Origin of the sequence: Ochrobactrum sp. Marseille-Q0166 (genome assembly GCF_014397025.1) — a bacterium.
Lineage (GTDB): Bacteria > Pseudomonadota > Alphaproteobacteria > Rhizobiales > Rhizobiaceae > Brucella.
Genome location: NZ_JACJUO010000001.1, coordinates 1 through 17287, shown reverse-complemented (window position 1 = coordinate 17287; position 17287 = coordinate 1). Strand labels below are relative to the sequence as shown.

The window sequence follows — 17287 nt, the reverse complement described above, 5'->3', positions numbered from 1 at the left end:
AACACACAATGCTTCTTATCCGTTGCCCTTATTGCGAGATGGAACGTCCTGAACTGGAATTCTCCTATGCGGGCGAAGCGCATATTGCGCGTCCGGCTGATCCATCGGCACTCACCGACGAAGAATGGCGTGATTTTCTATTCACGCGTTCCAATCCGCGTGGCACCCATTATGAACGCTGGCGGCATATCAATGGCTGCGGCCGTTTCTTCAATGCGGTGCGCGATACGGTGAGCGACAAGTTTGTCACCACCTACAAGGCCGGTGAACCCCGTCCTGCTTTGGCAGAAACTCCGGCTGCGGAGACGAAATAATGACCGATATGCGCATTCACAACAAAGGCCGTGTCAACAAGGCCAAGTCCGTGCGGTTCAGCTTCAACGGCAAGACCTATTCCGGTTTTGAAGGCGACACACTGGCATCCGCCATGCTTGCCAATGGCGAACATCTGGCCGGGCGCTCGTTTAAATATCACCGCCCGCGCGGCATTCTTTCGGCTGGCTCCGAAGAACCGAACGCGCTGATGGGCGTCTCTCGTGGGCCGGGTCGTTACGAGCCGAACACCCGCGCAACGGTGCTGGAACTCTATGACGGCCTCAATGCCGAAACGCAGAACCATTGGCCGTCTCTCAAGCACGATGTCGGCGCGATCAATGATGCGCTCTATATGTTCTTTTCGGCAGGCTTTTACTACAAGACCTTCATGTGGCCGAAAAGCTTCTGGAACAAGGTCTACGAGCCTTTCATCCGTGGTGCTGCTGGTCTTGGCAAATCGCCATCCGAACCCGATCCAGACACCTATGCCAGCCGCTATGCTTTCTGCGATGTACTGATTGCGGGTGGCGGACCTGCCGGTCTGGCGGCTGCTTTAGAGGCGGCAAAAAGTGGTGCGAAAGTCATTCTCGTTGACGAACAGGCCGAATTTGGTGGCTCGCTTTTGTCGGAACCAGAGCCGGTTATCAATGGCCGCGCAAGCTGGGATTGGCTCAGTGAGACCATCGCTGCACTCAAAGCCAATCCGAATGTCACGCTTTTGCCGCGCACAACGGCCATTGGCTACTATCATCAGAATATGGTCGGCCTTTGCGAACGCCTGACCGATCATCAGGCAAAGCCCGCCACCAATGCGCCGCGTGAACGTATGTGGCGCGTGCGTGCAAAGCAGGTGGTTTTGGCGCAGGGCGCGATTGAAAAGCCGCTGGTCTTTGCAGGCAATGACCGCCCCGGCGTGATGCTGGCTTCCGCGGCACGCACCTATCTCAACCGCTATGGCGTCAAGGTCGGCAATCAGGCGGTCGTCGTCACATCGCATGACAGCGCATGGCTTGCAGCCTTCGATCTTGCAGTGGCCGGCGTCAAGGTTCCTGCCATTATCGATTTGCGTTCAAGCGTTGCCGACAGCCTTATCAATCGCGCAAAAATGCTCGGCATTGAAACGCTCATTGGCTGGACTGTGACGGACACGGCTGGTCGCCACCGCGTATCGTCCGTGCGGGCTAATCCGGTTTCTAACGGCTCTGTCGGTGCTGCGCGCAAGATCGTCTGCGATGTGCTGTTGATGTCTGGCGGCTGGAATCCGAGCGTGCATCTTTTCTCGCACACAAAGGGCTCGCTAATCTGGGATGAGGCGCGCCAGATCTATCTGCCGGGCGAACGTACCGAGGAAAGCCGCTGTGCCGGCGCAGGCAATGGCAACTTTGATCTACAGGCCGCTCTTCGCGAGGGCGCGGACGCGGGTGCCGCTGCTGCCAATGATTCCGGGCATAAGGCCAAGGCATCTGAATATGCGGTTGCCGGTGATTTCGTCTGCGATGGTGTGAGCGTGCGCGAATTGCCAACGGATCGCGATCCTGGCAAAGCCAAGGCTTTCATCGATTTCCAGAACGATGTGACCGCGAAGGATATTCGTTTGGCTGTGCGCGAAGGCTTCCACTCCATTGAGCATGTCAAGCGCTATACCACCAATGGCATGGCGACAGATCAGGGCAAGACCTCGAACATCAACGGTCTGGCTGTTGCAGCCGATGCGTTGAAGCGCCCAACGCCGCAGGTTGGCCTCACGACCTTCCGCCCGCCTTATACGCCGACGACCTTTGGCGCTTTCTGCGGTTACAATCGCGGCAAATTGTTTGATGTCACGCGCAAGACGCCAATTGACGCTTGGGCCGAGCAGCATGGCGCAGCTTTCGAGCCGGTATCGCTGTGGCGTCGCGCATGGTACTTCCCGAAAACTGGCGAAGACATGCATCAGGCTGTGGCGCGTGAATGCAAGGCAACCCGCCAGTCGCTCGGCATGTTCGACGCATCTACCCTTGGCAAGATCGAAGTGGTCGGCCCGGATGCAGCCGAATTCATGAACCGCATGTATACCAATCCATGGACAAAGCTTGGTGTCGGGCGCTGCCGTTATGGTCTGTTGCTTGGAGAAGACGGATTCATCCGCGATGATGGTGTTGTCGGTCGTCTGACACAGGATCGTTTTCATGTGACAACCACAACCGGCGGTGCCGCGCGTGTTCTCAATATGATGGAAGACTATCTCCAGACCGAATGGCCGGACCTGAAAGTGCGGCTTACTTCGACCACCGAACAGTGGGCAGTGGTGGCAATCAACGGTCCGAATGCACGCAAGCTGATTGAGCCAATGGTTAAAGGTCTGAATATCTCCGATGAAGCCTTCCCGCATATGTCGGTGGCGGAATGCAAATTCCTTGGCGTGCCAGCGCGTCTGTTCCGCATGAGCTTCACCGGTGAGCTGGGCTATGAAATCAACGTGCCCGCCCGTTATGGTCTGTCGCTGTGGAAGGCGCTTTATGAGGCCGGTCAGCAATATGACATTACGCCTTATGGCACCGAAACCATGCACGTTCTGCGCGCGGAAAAAGGCTATATCATTGTCGGTCAGGATACGGACGGCACTGTAACACCGGACGATGCAAGCCTTGGCTGGGCTATTGGCAAGCAAAAGCCGGATTTCGTCGGCAAGCGTTCGCTGACACGCCCCGACATGCTGAAAAAGGATCGCAAGCATCTGGTCGGCCTTCTAACCAAAGACCCGAAGCTGGTGCTGGAAGAAGGTGCGCAGATTGTCGCCGATCCAAAACAAGCTGTTCCGATGACCATGCTTGGCCATGTTACTTCGTCCTATTGGAGTGAGGCGCTGGGACGGTCTATCGCCATGGCACTGGTATCAGGAGGGAAGGATCGTATGGGCGAAACGCTTTATATGCCGATGCCGGATGGCAGCGTGCACGAGGCGGTTGTTTCGGGCATGGTCTTCTATGACCCTGAAGGCAAGAAATTGAACGGATAAGGATTGAACCATGCTTGTTGAGACAAAACCTTATTCGAACCGCAAGGTTGTCATTCCCGGTCGTCTGGAAATCCACGCGGCAGAAGATGCCGCGCGTTTCATCCTGCGCATTGCACCGGAAAAACTTGGCTCGGCTGAAAAGGCGCTTGGCGCCAAACTTCCGGCAAAGATCGGCGATCTTATCCGCACGGATGATATTGCCGTTGCCTGTCTTGGACCAGATGAATGGTATATCTGGGCAGACGAAAGCAAAGGCATCGCCATCACGCAGGCTTTCGCGAAACTTTATGAAACCGAACCGCATAGCCTGACAGAGGTCAGTCACCGCGAAACCGGCATCGATATTTCCGGTCCCAAGGCCGAATGGTTGTTGAATGCCGCTTCTCCGCTTGACCTTTCGCAAATGAAGGCTCCGGGTGCCGCGCGCACCATCTTTGATCATGCCCAGATCATTTTGTTGAAATGGGATGCCGATCATTACCGCATCGAAGTCTGGAATTCATTCGCGGATCATGTGTGGACCTTGCTGGAGATGGTCAGCAATGAAGTCGAATTGACGGTCTGATTGATCCGATTTCCTTAAAAACGCCGCCCCACCGGGCGGCGTTTTTGCATTCTGATCCCAATTTCAGCCTTGCCTTCTATAAATCCATATGTGAAGACTATATTCACATAAGAAATTCATGAGGAGGGAATTTCCCGATGTCGGAAAGCGAACTGCCGCTTAGCGGGCTTGTCGTGGTCGATATGAGCCAGTTTCTGTCGGGGCCTTATTGCTCGTTGCGTCTGATGGATCTTGGAGCGCGTGTCATCAAGATTGAACGGCCCGATGGCGGCGATCTTTCCCGCAGACTTTATCTGAGTGACACGGAAATTGGCGGCGATTCCACGATTTTTCATGCGATCAATCGCGGCAAGGACAGCCTTGCGATTGACCTCAAAAATCCCGACGATCTGGCTGCATTGAAGAAGCTTCTCACACAGGCTGATGTGCTGATCCAGAATTTCCGCCCCGGTGTGATCAAGCGTCTTGGTCTTGATTACGAGGCAGCCAAAGAAATCAATCCGCGCCTCGTTTACGCATCGATCAGCGGCTATGGCGAAGAAGGTCCATGGGTCGGGCGTCCCGGACAGGATCTATTGGCGCAGGCGCGTTCGGGCCTGATGTGGCTCAATGGTGATGAAGGGCAGGGGCCGGTGCCTTTCGGTCTTGCTGTCGCGGATATGCTGGCAGGGGCAGCGGCAGCACAAGGTATTCTCGCAGCATTGGTGCGCCGTGGCATCACCAACAAAGGCTCGCATGTCGAAACCAGCTTGCTCGAAGCGCTGGTCGATTTCCAGTTTGAAGTGCTGACCACTCATTTGAACGATGGTCGTCGCCTGCCAAAACGTTCTGAGTTCCGCAGTGCCCACGCCTATCTTGCCGCACCCTACGGTGTTTACCCCGCCTCCGATGGTTATCTGGCGATTGCCATGATGCCGATTGCAAAACTCGCACCCTTGCTTGAAACAGATACGCTTGCGCCTTTTATTGACGATCCGAGGACCGCATTCGAAAAGCGCGATGAGATCAAGCGGCTGATTGCGGCGCGTATTGCAGAGAAAACCGTTGATGAATGGCTTGCCATTCTGGAGCCTGCCGACATCTGGTGTGCCCGCGTTCTCAACTGGGAAGAACTGCTCAAAAGCGAAGGGTTTGCGACCCTCGACATGTTGCAAACAGTCACCCGCGCGGATGATGTTTCCATCACCACCACACGTTCGCCGCTGCGCATCAACGGGCAGCGCCCGAAGGTGGCCCGCGCCGCACCGCGCATTGGCGAGAACAGCAAGGAAATTCGCGAGGAATTCGGACTATGAGTGCGATCAAGCTTAAAGGCATGACCTGGAGCCATCCGCGCGGCTATGATCCGATGGTTGCGGGTGCTCAGCAATGGCTTGCTGACAAGGGCGTCGAAATAGAGTGGGAAAAGCGGTCGCTACAGGATTTCGAGACCTTTCCGGTCGAAGAACTGGCGCGCAATTTCGATATGATCGTGATCGACCATCCGCATGTCGGCCAGATCACCAAAGAGGGCTGTCTGCTGGCGCTTGATGTGCCGGGCCGCGAAACGGAACTTGCGGCGCTTGCCGCGGGCTCTGTGGGGCAATCCTTCTCAAGCTACAACTGGCAGGGGCGGCAATGGGCATTTCCATTGGATGCTGCAACGCAGGTTCAGGCATGGCGCCCGGACCTGGTGGATGAGCCAGCAACCTCGTGGGGCGAAGTGCTGCGTCTTGCCCGTACGGGCAAAGTTCTGCTGCCACTGCGCTCGCCACATTCGCTAATGTGCTTTTATACACTTGTAGCCAATGCCGGAACACCATGTTCGGTGGAAGGTGAGCTGATCTCGCTTGAGGATGGCTCACAAGCTTTTGAGCAACTGCGCGAGATTGCTTCGCTGGTGAAGCCCGAATGTTTCGGCATGGACCCGATTGCCGTGTTTGAAGAAATGGCTGAGCCGGGCTCCCAAATCGCCTGTTCACCGCTGATCTACGGTTATGTGAATTATGCCATGCCGGGCTTCCGGGATCGGCTGATCCGCTTTGCTGATATTCCATCGGGCGCATCCGGTGTTGCGGGCTCCGCATTGGGCGGCACCGGCATTGCTGTTTCAGCCTTCAGCAAACATCCTGAAGCAGCGATTGATTTCGCGTACTGGATTGCAAGCGGCGCCGTACAGAAAGGGCTTTACGCGGCTTCAAACGGCCAGCCGGGACATGCCGACGCATGGGAAGATGACGGTGTAAATGCTGCGACGTTGGGCTTTTATCGCGATACCCGAGCGACGCTGGAAGGCGCATGGGTGCGTCCGCGTCACGATGGCTATATGCCGTTTCAGGAAGCGGCATCCGAGCGTATCAATAAGGGCTTAAAGGAAAACGAGAAGGCGGAAAATGTTGTCGCCGATCTCAATCGGCTTTTCCGCGAAAGCTTCTGATCAATATGGTTTGGCTGGCGGATTTGCCGCCAGCCAAACCAGTTTTATAGTTTCCACAGGCGCGCTGCATTGTCTGCGAGCAGCAGCGATTTTTCGTCATCGCTGCATCCTTTAAGCAGTGCATGGGTTGTCGCTACCCATGTGGAAAGCCCTGCATCGATATTGCTCGCTAAAGTACAGACCGGCCAGTCGCTGCCCCACACAATCCGATCCCAGCCAAATGACTGAATGACATGCTCCACATAAGGGCGGATGGTCTCCACCGTCCAGCTTGCAGGCTCTGCATAAGCGACCACGCCTGAAATCTTGGCGACCACATTATCCCGCTGCGCAATCTCGGTAATGCCGTTCTGCCAGCTTTCAAGAGCGCCCGATTTGATGTCTGGCACGCCGCAATGGTCAAGTACGAATTGCAGGTCCGGCGCGAGGTCGGCCAGCGCAAGCACCTTGTCGATCTGATGCGGGAGCGTGCAAAGATCAAAGGTCAGTCCAGTGCCTTGCAGACGTTTGATATTTTCCCGGAACAAAGCACCTTCGGACAGTTCGTCCGGGACCACATGCAGCACACGTCGAAAGCCTTTGATAAAAGGATTGCGCAGGCTCTGTTCGAGATACGCGGCAAACCCTGGCTCTTCAGGGCGGCAGGAGGCTATTGCACCTTTGATGAAGCCACTATTGGCAATCGAAATATCCTGAACATGTTTTGTTTCGGCTTGAATATTATCCGCCGCAACGTCCACTTCCATATGAAGTGCCGCTTTAATGCCGCAGCGTTCCGCCTGTTTTTTGTAGCTTTCAAACAGAAAGTCACGGTTGAGTGCAGGCACATCCCCAAGCCAGGGATAGTTGAGCACCCTTTTGTCGATCAGGTGCAGATGCGTATCGATAATCATAAAAATCTCCTCCCATGACATGATTTCAAAAAAGAAGAGAGTTTTCAAATACGAATTTATTCTTTACCCTCATCAGCAGTGCCAATATCGGACCCGACCAGCTTTGAGAGGTCTTTGACGGTCTTTTGCAACAGGCTGATGGTCTGTGTGATGTCGGGCGCGGAGGCTGAATTGACGAGCGTCACATAAGGACAGGTGAGCGCTGCAATGCAGGAGCCGTCAGGGCCGAGAATCGGTGCCGAGAGATTATAGACGCCGGCGACCTGTGCACTGGGCATCATTTCGTAGCCGCGTTCACGGATTTGATCGAGCCGCTCATAGAAGCTTTGATCGAGATTGCCGCTTTCGCCGTGTTTGACATATTCGGCGATCATCATCTTGCGCTCTTCCGGTGTACGGAAGGCGAGAAGCACATGGCCGGAACCTGTGTCGAACAGGCTGATATGTGAGCCAACGCGGATCGAAATGCCCCAGTAATCCGGGGCTTCCTGCTGTGCAATAACCACAACGGAGCCTCGGTCAAATACGGCAAGCTGGTTGGCCTGCTTCGAGCGGTCGGCAAGTTCGCGCATGATGGGAGTGGCGAAAGAAGCAAGCCGACGCACCGGCGCATGAAGATGTGCCAGGCCAAATAGCTTGAGCGTCAGCGAATAACGGTCGCCTTCGAGCTTGGTCACGTAACCACGCTTCACCAGACGGTCCAGCATCCGGTAAAACTCATTAGGGCTGCGGTCGAGATGTTTGGCAATTTCGGCCTGGCTTAATCCGCCATCAACACTTGCCAGCAATTCAAGAATATCCAGCCCCTTGTCCAGTGCGGGCGCGCGATAACGATCGTCTGATTCCAAGTTCAATCCCCTTATGAATATTTCAATTTATATGCGAATACCGCCGGTGATGAAAGACAGGAGCACATCGAAATCGCCTTGACCCTGTGTGAATATTATGTTTGCATATAAATATAAAATTCACAATCGGTTACGGATATGGGAGTGTCCGTCATGAGGAGGAAGCATGAGGAATTTCACGACATCAGTGCTGGCTGGTTCTGCTCTGCTGGCATTTGGCATGGTTTCCGCGGGGGCGGCTGACCTTCCGGGCAAATTTGAAGGCGTTACCATCAATGCCAAGCTTATTGGTGGCCAGCAGTACGAAGCGCTGTATTCGCGCATTGCTGATTGGGAAAAAGCGACCGGTGCCAAGGTCAACATTCTGTCCAAGAAGAACCATTTCGAATTGGATAAGGAAATCAAGTCGGACATTGCTTCGGGTTCCATCAACTGGTGCGTTGGTTCAAACCACTCATCTTTCGCGCCGCAATATCCTGAACTTTATGCTGATCTTAATAGCTTGCTGCCGAAGGAAGAACTCCAGGGTTTCGTTCCATCAGTGATTAAAGCTTCAACGCTGAATGACAAGCTGGTTATGCTTCCACGTGCGCAGTATGACGTTTCGGCACTTTATTATCAGAAGAGCCTTTACGAAGACGATGCGAAGAAGTCGGCCTTCAAGGAGAAATACGGCTACGATCTGGCGCCGCCAAAGACATGGAAAGAAGTGTCCGATCAGGCTGTGTTCTTTGCGGATCCGCCAAATTTCTACGGTACGCAGTTTGCGGGCAAGGAAGAAGCCATCAATGGCCGCTTCTATGAAATGCTGGTCGCTGAAGGTGGCGAATATCTCGACAGCGAAGGCAAGCCAGCTTTCAATTCTGAAGCCGGTGTCCGAGCGCTCGACTGGTTCGTCAATCTTTACAAGGACAAGGCGGTTCCTGCAGGCACAACCAACTATCTCTGGGATGAGCTGGGTGCTGGCTTTGCATCGGGCACCATTGCGCTCAATCTGGACTGGCCGGGCTGGGCGACCTATTTCAACGATCCAAAGTCCTCGAAGGTCGCAGGCAATGTCGGCGTTGTGGTTGCTCCGGAAGGTTCTGCTGGCAAGCGCACAGGCTGGTCTGGTCATCATGGCTTCTCGGTGACTGAATCCTGCGGCACCAAAGATGCAGCCGCTTCGCTCATCTGGTTCCTGACCAACGAGGATTCGCAGAAGCAGGAATCGGCTGCCGGCACGCTTCCAACCCGCACCGCTGTCTGGGATTATGTCATCGAACAGGCCGCTTCCGATCCTTATAAGAAGGAAGTGCTGGAAGTATTCCAGGAAACGGCAAAGACCGCTTTTCCGGTTCCACAGACCCCATCCTGGATCGAAATTTCCAACGCTGTTTATCCTGAACTTCAAGCGGCAATTCTGGGTGATAAGACCTCACAGCAGGCGCTTGATGATGCAGCCAAGAAGGCGACGCAGATCCTTGAAGATGCCGGCGAGCTGTAAGCGCTTCGTCTGATTGAAACCTGTGATTTCATGACCCGTTCTGAACAGGGGCGGGTCATTCCAAGCACATCCCAAAAAGTGCACAGCAGCTTTTTGGCCAAGATGCGCGCGCCTTGATGCTGGTTTTCCCGCTTCGGAAGAACAATTTTTAAACGAATTTCCCCGCCGGTTCTGCTTCTGCTTCCGGCTTTTATCATCCTTGCTGCGGTGGTTCTGTTTCCCCTCGCACTTTCGCTTTATTCAAGCTTCACGCCATTCCGGCTGACGCGCCCAGACAGTCTGTTCAACTTTATCGGTCTGCGCAATTATCAGCGCATTATGGGTGATTGGGTGTTCTGGGCTGCATTCATCCGTACAGTGATCTTCCTGACCATTGCGCTCAATCTGGAAATGCTGCTCGGCCTCGGTCTGGCGTTGCTCATCAACAAGGCTACCCATGGCCAGCGCGTTTTACGTACGCTGATGATGTTCCCGATGATGTTTTCGCCGGTTCTCGTCGGCTTCCAGTTCAAGTTCATGTTCAATGACAATATTGGTTTGGTGAACAATGCACTGCAATCGCTGGGTATCACCAATCAGGCTATCCCGTGGCTGATCGATGGCAATCTCGCGCTGTTCGCGATTTTGCTTGCGGAAGTCTGGATGTCGACTTCGGTGTTCGCGATCCTCATTCTGGGCGGCCTTCTGTCCATGCCGCAGGATCCGGTTGAAGCCGCGCGGGTTGATGGCTGCACGCCATGGCAGACCTTCCGCTATGTCATCTGGCCTTATCTGATGCCCTTTGCCTTCATCGCGATGACCATTCGTTCGCTTGATGTGGCGCGCGCCTATGACATTGTGAAAATCATGACCGATGGTGGCCCGGCACGCCGAACCGAGCTGATCTGGACGCTGGTCGGACGCACCGCCTATTCGGATGCGCAGATGGGACTGGCCAATGCCATGGCCTATGTCGCGATCCTGCTCTCGATCCTCTTCACCGTAATGTTCTTCCGCAAGCTTGCAGCCGCACGCGCACAAATCGGAGCGGAGTGGTAATCATGGCTTCCAAAACCCTCTCTAATGATCAGCATCGCCTGCTGCGCCGCGTCAAGAAAGTCGCGTACCTCATCGGCCTGTTTCTCGCGATGACGATCATCTGCCTGCCCGGTCTGTGGATCGTGCTGTCCTCGCTGCGTCCGCCGGTTGAAATTATGGCAAAACCGCCGGTCTGGATTCCGCAGGAAATCACGCTTGATGCTTATTATGCGATGTTCTCAGGCGCGGGTGGTGGCGGCATTCCGGTCTGGGATTATTTCCGCAACTCGCTGATTATCTCGGTTACATCGACCGTCATCGCGTTGATCGTCGGCGTTTCGGGTGGCTATGCCTTTGCGCGTTTCCGCTTCTGGGGCAAGTCGACGACCTTTCTCGGCCTGATGCTGACGCGTTCGGTGCCGGGCATTGCGCTTTCGCTACCATTGTTCATGCTCTATTCGCGCATTGGCATCATCGACACGCATTTCGGCCTGATCATCACCTATGTGGCGCTCAATGTGCCTTTCACGATCTGGTTGATCGACGGCTTCTTCCGTCAGGTGCCGAAGGACTTGGCGGAAGCAGCCCAGATTGATGGTTGCACCCGCTGGCAGGCTTTTTGGCAGGTGGAGTTTCCGCTGGCTGGTCCCGGGATTGCGACCGCAGGGATCTTCGCCTTTCTCACCTCTTGGAATGAATATGCGCTGGCTTCCCAGCTCACCCGTTCCGTCAACTCCAAGACCCTTCCTGTCGGTCTTCTCGATTACACCGCTGAATTCACCATCGACTGGCGTGGCATGTGCGCGCTGGCGGTTGTGATGATTATCCCGGCGCTGACCCTCACATTCATCGTTCAGAAGCATCTTGTTGCTGGTCTGACGTTCGGCGCGGTTAAAGGTTGATATAAAATGGCTCAGCTTTCCATTAAAAATCTCGTCAAACGTTATGGCTCTGTCGAAGTGGTGCATGGCATCAATCTTGAAATCGCCGACAAGGAATTTGTAGCGCTTGTTGGTCCTTCGGGTTGTGGCAAGTCCACGACGCTGCGCATGATCGCAGGTTTAGAGAGCATTTCCGACGGCGCGCTCGAAATCGGCGGCAAGCAAGTCAACGATTTGCCGCCGCGCGATCGCAATATCTCCATGGTGTTCCAGTCCTATGCGCTGTATCCGCATATGTCGGTGCGTGAGAATATGGGCTTCTCGCTCAAAATTGCCAAGCAGCCACAGGCGGAAATCGACCGCCGCGTCAATGAAGCATCAAGCATTCTTGGCCTTGAAGCACTGATGGAACGTCGTCCGGCACAGCTTTCGGGCGGTCAGCGCCAGCGCGTTGCCATGGGCCGCGCTATTGTGCGCAACCCGGAAGTGTTTCTGTTTGATGAGCCGCTTTCCAACCTCGATGCGAAGCTACGCACGCAGATGCGCACCGAGATCAAGAAACTCCATGCCAAGGTGCAGTCCACCGTTGTTTATGTAACACACGATCAGGTCGAGGCCATGACGCTGGCCGACCGTATTGTCATCATGCGCGATGGCCATATTGAACAGGTCGGAACACCGGATGAAGTGTTCAAACGTCCGGCAACGCAGTTTGTCGCTGGCTTCATTGGCTCGCCGCCGATGAATATGGCTGAGGCAACGGTGCAGGGTTCGGAACTGGTCTTTGCCAATGGCGACCGTCTGCCAGTTCCTGCACAGTTCAAAGCAAAGGTCACGGATGGCGCGAAGGTCACATTCGGCCTGCGTCCAGATGATCTTTTTCCGACCGGCCACGGCCTGTCTTCGGGTGATGCCGGTACATCGCATGAGCAGGTTATGACTGTTTCGATCACCGAGCCGCTCGGCAATGAAACGCTGGTCTTTGTCGAATTTGCCGGCAAGGAATGGGTGGCACGGATGCTCAACCCGCGTCAGCTTCAATCCGGTGAAGCGATCTCCATGCATTTTGATCTCTCGCAGGCGCATCTGTTTGATGCGGTGAGCGGTAAAAGTCTGGCGGTGTAGATATGGCAAGGATTGAAAAAGTGGAACTGCGCATGGTCGACCTTCCACCGAAGGTCAAGCGTACCGATGCGATCCAGAGCTTCGTCAGTCAGGAAACGCCAATCGTCACCATCACCGACAGTGATGGTGCGGTGGGTACGGGCTATAGCTATACCATCGGCACTGGTGGCTCGTCCGTCATGCGCCTGTTGAGCGACCATCTCGTGCCGCTGATTATCAATGAGGATGCAGATTGCATTGAGGCGATCTGGCGTAAGCTCGAATTTGCGACCCACGCCACAACCATTGGTGCGATTACGGCCTTAGCGCTTGCCGCAATCGATACAGCCCTCTGGGATTTGCGTGCGAAAAAACAAAACCTGCCTCTATGGAAACTTGCAGGTGGTGCCAAGGACCGGTGCCCGCTTTACACGACCGAAGGCGGCTGGCTGCATATCGAGAAAGAAGCGTTGGTCGAGGACGCGCTAGCTGCCAAGGCCAAGGGGTTCTCCGGGTCGAAGGCAAAGATCGGCAAGCCACATGGTTCGGAAGATTATGCGCGCCTTTCAGCTGTTCGTGCAGCCGTAGGTGACGGCTTTGAAATCATGACCGACTGCAATCAGGGCTTTAGCGTGGACGAAGCAATCCGTCGTGCCGAGCGCCTGAAAGAGCTTGATTTGGCGTGGATCGAAGAACCGCTTCCGGCGGATGATCTCGACGGCCATATCCGCCTGACCCGTTCCACCCCGACGCCGATTGCAGTGGGTGAATCGATCTATTCGATCCGCCATTTCCGCGAATATATGCAGAAGGGCGCTTGCTCTATCGTGCAGGTCGATGTGGCGCGTATCGGCGGCATCACGCCATGGCTGAAAGTGGCGCACGCTGCGGAAGCCTTCGACATTCCGGTTTGCCCGCATTTCCTGATGGAACTGCATGTCAGCCTCACCTGTGCCGTGCAGAACGGGCGCTATGTCGAATATATTCCGCAGCTTGATGATCTGACCACCAAGGGAATGGAAATTCGTGATGGCCACGCCATTGCACCATCGGAACCGGGCATTGGTATTGCGTGGGATTGGGATGCCGTGCGCGCCCGTTCCATCGCTGAATTCACGCGCGAGATCGTGAGGTCGTAATGGTTCAAAGAATGGGCATGGTGATCGGGCTGAAGCCTGAGAAGATCGCAGAATATAAGAAGCTGCACGCGAGCGTGTGGCCGGAGATTCTTGCGCTCATTTCCGAGTGCAACATCACCAATTACACGATCTTTCTCAAAGAGCCTGAAAACCTGCTGTTTGGCACATGGGAATATGTCGGCACGGACTTTGGAGCTGACATGAAGAAGATGGCCGATAATCCTAAAAATCAGGAATGGTGGTCAGTCTGTATGCCTTGCCAGAAGCCATTTGAAACCCGTAAAGAGGGTGAGTGGTGGGCCATGATGGAGGAGGTTTTCCATCATGACTGAAGCTTTCGATCCGAAAAGCCTGCGCCAATGGTGGGCGAAGCCCACGCAGCCAAAGCCGATTGTTATCTTCGGCGCGGGCAGCATTGTCGGCGATGCGCATCTGCCAGCCTATAAGCAGGGCGGCTTTCCGGTTGCAGGCATTTTCGACCCCAATCTGGACAAGGCTTCAGCGCTTGCTGTTCAATGGGGCGTGAAAGCTTTCGCAAACTTGCAAGAGGCACTTGCCGTTGAAGACCCGATCTTCGATCTGGCGACACCGCCCTCAGCCCATGCTTCGATCCTGTCGAAATTGCCCGAAGGCGCTGCTGTTCTGATCCAGAAGCCGATGGGCAGCGATTTGGCAGCCGCGACAGAAATACTGAAAGTCTGCCGTGCACGCAATCTGAAAGCTGCCGTGAATTTCCAGCTGCGTTTCGCGCCGATGATGTTGGCACTTTACGACGCCGTCGATAAAGGCTTGCTTGGCGAAGTGGTGGATTTCGACGCATGGCTGGCGCTGGCAACCCCTTGGGGTCTGTGGCCGTTCCTGAAAGGTCTGCCGCGTATCGAGATCGCCATGCATTCGATCCATTATCTCGATTTCGTGCGTGGTCTGCTCGGCAATCCGCAAGGCGTTCACGCCAAGACCATTGGCCATCCGAACCATGAAGTCGCACAGACCCGCACGGCCGCAATCCTCGATTATGGCAACCGCGTGCGTTGTGCACTGTCGATCAATCACGACCATGATTTTGGCCGCAAGTTTCAGGCCTGCGAGTTCCGCATTTGCGGCACCGAAGGGGCTGCCTATGTGAAACTCGGCGTCAATCTCGACTATCCACGCGGCGAACCGGACGAGCTTTGGATCAAGCCAAAGGGCGGGGACGATTGGGTGCAGATCGCGCTTGAAGGCGCTTGGTTCCCGGACGCATTCTTAAACCGCATGGCGCAATTGCAGCGTTTCGCTTGCTGTGAAGATGCAGAGCTGATCGGCTCGGTCGAAGATGCATGGCACACCATGGCGCTGGTTGAAGCCGCTTATCAGTCGAGCGCTGCGCCCGCCATGCCGCTTGCTGCAAAACCGGAGTTTTGATCATGTCTGAACAGGCGATCTATTTTGAAGACTATGAGCTGGGCCACCAGCGCATAACCTATGGCCGCACGATCACTGAAACGGATTTCGTGGTTCACGCCGGTCATACGGGTGATTTTTTTCCGCACCACATGGATGCGGAATTTGCAAAAACCCTGCCGGGTGGTCAGCGTATTGCACATGGCACGATGATCTTTGCAATCGGCGTCGGCCTCACGGCAACGCTGATTAACCCTGTTGCGTTTTCCTACGGCTATGACCGCCTTCGGTTCGTGCGTCCGGTGCATATCGGCGATACGATCCGCGCGCGCGTGACGATCAGCGCAAAAGAAGACGACCCGAAACGGACAAATCTGGGCCGCGTTACGGAGCGGTGCGAAGTGCTTAATCAGCGGGACGAAGTGGTGCTGGCTTGCGACCACATCCTGCTTGTTGAACGGAAGGCATGACTATGACGATACGATTTGATGGAAAAACCGCACTGGTGACGGCGGCCGCTCAGGGCATTGGCCGTGCAAGTGCACTGGCTTTTGCAGAAGCAGGTGCCAAGGTCTATGCGACCGACATCAACGAAGCAGCGCTGAAGGAACTCGAAGGCGTTTCGGGTATCATCACTCGCAAGCTCAACGTGCTTGATGAGGCGGAAGTGAATGCACTTGTAGCCGAAATCGGCAAGGTGGATATCCTGTTCAACTGCGCAGGCGTCGTTCATGGTGGTTCCATCCTCGAAATGAAGGACGAAGACCTCGACTTCGCCGTCAATCTCAACGTCAAGGCAATGATCCGCACCATCCGCGCTGTGCTGCCGGGCATGCTGGAGCGCAAGGACGGCTCCATCGTCAACATGGCTTCCGTTGCATCGAGCGTGAAGGGCGTGCCGAACCGTTTCGCCTATGGCGTCACCAAGGCGGCTGTCATCGGTCTGACCAAGGCGGTTGCTGCCGATTATGTTGCCAAAGGCATCCGCTGCAACGCCATCTGCCCGGGTACGGTTGAAAGCCCGTCGCTGCAGGACCGTCTGCGCGCGCAGGGCGATTATGAAGAGCAGCGTGCAGCCTTCATCGCGCGTCAGCCAATTGGCCGTATCGGTCAGCCGGAAGAAATTGCCGACCTCGCGGTCTATCTCGCAGGTGCAACTTATACGACCGGTCAGGCATACAATATCGACGGTGGCTGGACGATCTAGGGTAGTGGATATTCAGGCTCTGGCGGCCTGCAAACGGTATTCTTCTTCGCTTGCCTAGGCTCATGTACCTTTAAGTACACTCCGCTCCGGTTCTCGAAAAACACCATTTTCGGCACGCCATAACCAGAATCTCAACCACCCTCATTCGCCCCATCGTTACCAATTCAGCATCCCCACAAGGAGTAAACTCATGAAATTTCTTCGCTATGGCGAAACCGGTCAGGAAAAGCCGGGCCTTCTCGATGCCGACGGCAATATCCGTGATCTGTCTGCCCATGTCAGCGATCTGTCGGGTGCCGTTCTCAGCCCTGAAGCACTCGCCAAGCTCGGTTCGCTGGATGTCAATGCGCTGCCAAAGGTCGAAGGCAATCCACGCCTTGGCCCATGCGTTGCAGGTACTGGTAAATTCATCTGCATCGGCCTCAACTATGCCGATCACGCAGCAGAATCCGGCATGGCTGTGCCACCGGAGCCGGTCATCTTCATGAAGGCCACCTCGGCCATCGTCGGCCCGAATGATGATCTGCTGATCCCGCGCGGCTCTGAAAAGACCGACTGGGAAGTCGAACTCGGCATCGTTATCGGCAAGACCGCAAAATACGTCTCGGAAGAGGACGCGCTTGATTATGTTGCTGGCTATTGCACGCTGCATGACGTCTCAGAACGCGCTTTCCAGATCGAACGTGCCGGCCAGTGGACCAAGGGCAAGTCTTGCGACACATTCGGCCCGACCGGCCCATGGCTGGTGACGAAGGACGAAGTTGCTGATCCGCAGGATCTCAAAATGTGGCTCAAGGTCAATGGCGAAACCATGCAGGATGGCTCGACCAAGACCATGGTCTATGGCGTTCGTCATCTGGTTTCTTACCTCTCGCAATTCATGTCATTGCAGCCGGGCGATATCATCTCCACCGGCACGCCTCCGGGCGTTGGCATGGGCATGAAACCACCGCGTTATCTCAAGGCTGGCGACGTTGTCGAACTCGGCATCGAAGGCCTCGGCTCGCAGAAGCAGAACGTGCGCGCCGACGTTTA

17 protein-coding genes are annotated in these 17287 nt (G+C 55.2%); 15 read left to right on the top strand and 2 right to left on the bottom strand.

Features of this window, described 5'->3' with window-relative positions:
- Positions 1 to 8 precede the first annotated feature (8 nt).
- The 5 genes from H5024_RS00085 to H5024_RS00065 all read left to right on the top strand — a co-directional run bounded on the left by H5024_RS00085 (position 9) and on the right by H5024_RS00065 (position 6294).
- Complete coding sequence (locus H5024_RS00085) at positions 9 to 314, top strand: sarcosine oxidase subunit delta (protein WP_187543414.1); 306 nt, start codon at positions 9 to 11, stop codon at positions 312 to 314.
- A complete protein-coding gene (locus H5024_RS00080; RefSeq protein WP_187543413.1) occupies positions 314 to 3313 on the top strand; it encodes a sarcosine oxidase subunit alpha in 3000 nt (999 codons plus the stop codon). The genes H5024_RS00085 and H5024_RS00080 overlap by 1 nt, the downstream gene beginning before the upstream one ends.
- 10 nt (positions 3314 to 3323) lie before the next feature.
- On the top strand, positions 3324 to 3878 hold the full coding sequence (locus H5024_RS00075; protein WP_187543412.1) for a sarcosine oxidase subunit gamma: 555 nt from the start codon (positions 3324 to 3326) through the stop codon (positions 3876 to 3878).
- 137 nt (positions 3879 to 4015) lie between these two features.
- Positions 4016 to 5173: a CaiB/BaiF CoA-transferase family protein gene (locus tag H5024_RS00070; protein WP_187543411.1), complete on the top strand. Its 1158-nt coding sequence runs from the start codon at positions 4016 to 4018 to the stop codon at positions 5171 to 5173.
- A complete protein-coding gene (locus H5024_RS00065) occupies positions 5170 to 6294 on the top strand; it encodes an extracellular solute-binding protein (protein ID WP_187543410.1) in 1125 nt (374 codons plus the stop codon). The genes H5024_RS00070 and H5024_RS00065 overlap by 4 nt, the downstream gene beginning before the upstream one ends.
- Before the next feature lie 44 nt (positions 6295 to 6338).
- Here H5024_RS00065 and H5024_RS00060 read toward each other — a convergent pair whose 3' ends face one another.
- Both H5024_RS00060 and H5024_RS00055 read right to left on the bottom strand, forming a co-directional pair.
- A complete protein-coding gene (locus tag H5024_RS00060; protein ID WP_187543409.1) occupies positions 6339 to 7187 on the bottom strand; it encodes an amidohydrolase in 849 nt (282 codons plus the stop codon).
- A 56-nt stretch (positions 7188 to 7243) separates the two neighbouring features.
- Positions 7244 to 8050 carry an IclR family transcriptional regulator gene (locus tag H5024_RS00055; protein ID WP_187546451.1) on the bottom strand — a complete coding sequence of 269 codons (807 nt, stop codon included), beginning with the start codon at positions 8048 to 8050 and terminating at the stop codon, positions 7244 to 7246.
- Between the two features lie 151 nt (positions 8051 to 8201).
- Here H5024_RS00055 and H5024_RS00050 point away from each other — a divergent pair, with 151 nt between their 5' ends.
- From H5024_RS00050 to H5024_RS00005, 10 genes are all read left to right on the top strand, one after another.
- Positions 8202 to 9521, top strand: coding sequence for a sugar ABC transporter substrate-binding protein (locus H5024_RS00050; RefSeq protein ID WP_187543408.1), 1320 nt, complete (start codon positions 8202 to 8204; stop codon positions 9519 to 9521).
- Positions 9522 to 9665: 144 nt separating this feature from the next.
- Entirely contained in the window at positions 9666 to 10559 is an 894-nt protein-coding gene (locus tag H5024_RS00045; RefSeq protein WP_187546449.1) for a sugar ABC transporter permease, read from the top strand.
- 2 nt (positions 10560 to 10561) lie between these two features.
- Positions 10562 to 11440: a carbohydrate ABC transporter permease gene (locus tag H5024_RS00040; RefSeq protein ID WP_187543407.1), complete on the top strand. Its 879-nt coding sequence runs from the start codon at positions 10562 to 10564 to the stop codon at positions 11438 to 11440.
- 6 nt (positions 11441 to 11446) lie between these two features.
- Positions 11447 to 12544: a sn-glycerol-3-phosphate ABC transporter ATP-binding protein UgpC gene (ugpC, locus tag H5024_RS00035; RefSeq protein WP_187543406.1), complete on the top strand. Its 1098-nt coding sequence runs from the start codon at positions 11447 to 11449 to the stop codon at positions 12542 to 12544.
- 2 nt (positions 12545 to 12546) lie between these two features.
- Positions 12547 to 13662 (top strand): mandelate racemase/muconate lactonizing enzyme family protein, encoded by a 1116-nt coding sequence (locus tag H5024_RS00030; RefSeq protein WP_187543405.1) that lies wholly within the window; start codon positions 12547 to 12549, stop codon positions 13660 to 13662.
- Positions 13662 to 13994 (top strand): L-rhamnose mutarotase, encoded by a 333-nt coding sequence (locus tag H5024_RS00025; protein WP_187543404.1) that lies wholly within the window; start codon positions 13662 to 13664, stop codon positions 13992 to 13994. The genes H5024_RS00030 and H5024_RS00025 overlap by 1 nt, the downstream gene beginning before the upstream one ends.
- Positions 13987 to 15066, top strand: coding sequence for a Gfo/Idh/MocA family oxidoreductase (locus H5024_RS00020; RefSeq protein WP_187543403.1), 1080 nt, complete (start codon positions 13987 to 13989; stop codon positions 15064 to 15066). The genes H5024_RS00025 and H5024_RS00020 overlap by 8 nt, the downstream gene beginning before the upstream one ends.
- Positions 15067 to 15068: 2 nt before the next feature.
- A complete protein-coding gene (locus H5024_RS00015) occupies positions 15069 to 15515 on the top strand; it encodes a MaoC/PaaZ C-terminal domain-containing protein (RefSeq protein ID WP_187543402.1) in 447 nt (148 codons plus the stop codon).
- A 2-nt stretch (positions 15516 to 15517) separates the two neighbouring features.
- Positions 15518 to 16252 (top strand): SDR family oxidoreductase, encoded by a 735-nt coding sequence (locus H5024_RS00010; protein WP_187543401.1) that lies wholly within the window; start codon positions 15518 to 15520, stop codon positions 16250 to 16252.
- A gap of 190 nt (positions 16253 to 16442) precedes the next feature.
- On the top strand, positions 16443 to 17287 hold an 845-nt coding region (locus tag H5024_RS00005; RefSeq protein WP_187543400.1), incomplete at its 3' end, for a fumarylacetoacetate hydrolase family protein.

Bases quoted from the DNA above. Each gene is read 5' to 3' on its own strand.
- ugpC (WP_187543406.1), top strand. From the start codon at position 11,447: ATGGCTCAGCTTTCCATTAAAAATCTCGTCAAACGTTATGGCTCTGTC.
- H5024_RS00010 (WP_187543401.1), top strand. From the start codon at position 15,518: ATGACGATACGATTTGATGGAAAAACCGCACTGGTGACGGCGGCCGCT.
- H5024_RS00065 (WP_187543410.1), top strand. From the start codon at position 5,170: ATGAGTGCGATCAAGCTTAAAGGCATGACCTGGAGCCATCCGCGCGGC.
- H5024_RS00075 (WP_187543412.1), top strand. From the start codon at position 3,324: ATGCTTGTTGAGACAAAACCTTATTCGAACCGCAAGGTTGTCATTCCC.
- H5024_RS00050 (WP_187543408.1), top strand. From the start codon at position 8,202: ATGAGGAATTTCACGACATCAGTGCTGGCTGGTTCTGCTCTGCTGGCA.
- H5024_RS00070 (WP_187543411.1), top strand. From the start codon at position 4,016: ATGTCGGAAAGCGAACTGCCGCTTAGCGGGCTTGTCGTGGTCGATATG.
- H5024_RS00060 (WP_187543409.1), bottom strand. From the start codon at position 7,187: ATGATTATCGATACGCATCTGCACCTGATCGACAAAAGGGTGCTCAAC.
- H5024_RS00015 (WP_187543402.1), top strand. From the start codon at position 15,069: ATGTCTGAACAGGCGATCTATTTTGAAGACTATGAGCTGGGCCACCAG.
- H5024_RS00025 (WP_187543404.1), top strand. From the start codon at position 13,662: ATGGTTCAAAGAATGGGCATGGTGATCGGGCTGAAGCCTGAGAAGATC.
- H5024_RS00020 (WP_187543403.1), top strand. From the start codon at position 13,987: ATGACTGAAGCTTTCGATCCGAAAAGCCTGCGCCAATGGTGGGCGAAG.
- H5024_RS00040 (WP_187543407.1), top strand. From the start codon at position 10,562: ATGGCTTCCAAAACCCTCTCTAATGATCAGCATCGCCTGCTGCGCCGC.
- H5024_RS00080 (WP_187543413.1), top strand. From the start codon at position 314: ATGACCGATATGCGCATTCACAACAAAGGCCGTGTCAACAAGGCCAAG.
- H5024_RS00085 (WP_187543414.1), top strand. From the start codon at position 9: ATGCTTCTTATCCGTTGCCCTTATTGCGAGATGGAACGTCCTGAACTG.
- H5024_RS00030 (WP_187543405.1), top strand. From the start codon at position 12,547: ATGGCAAGGATTGAAAAAGTGGAACTGCGCATGGTCGACCTTCCACCG.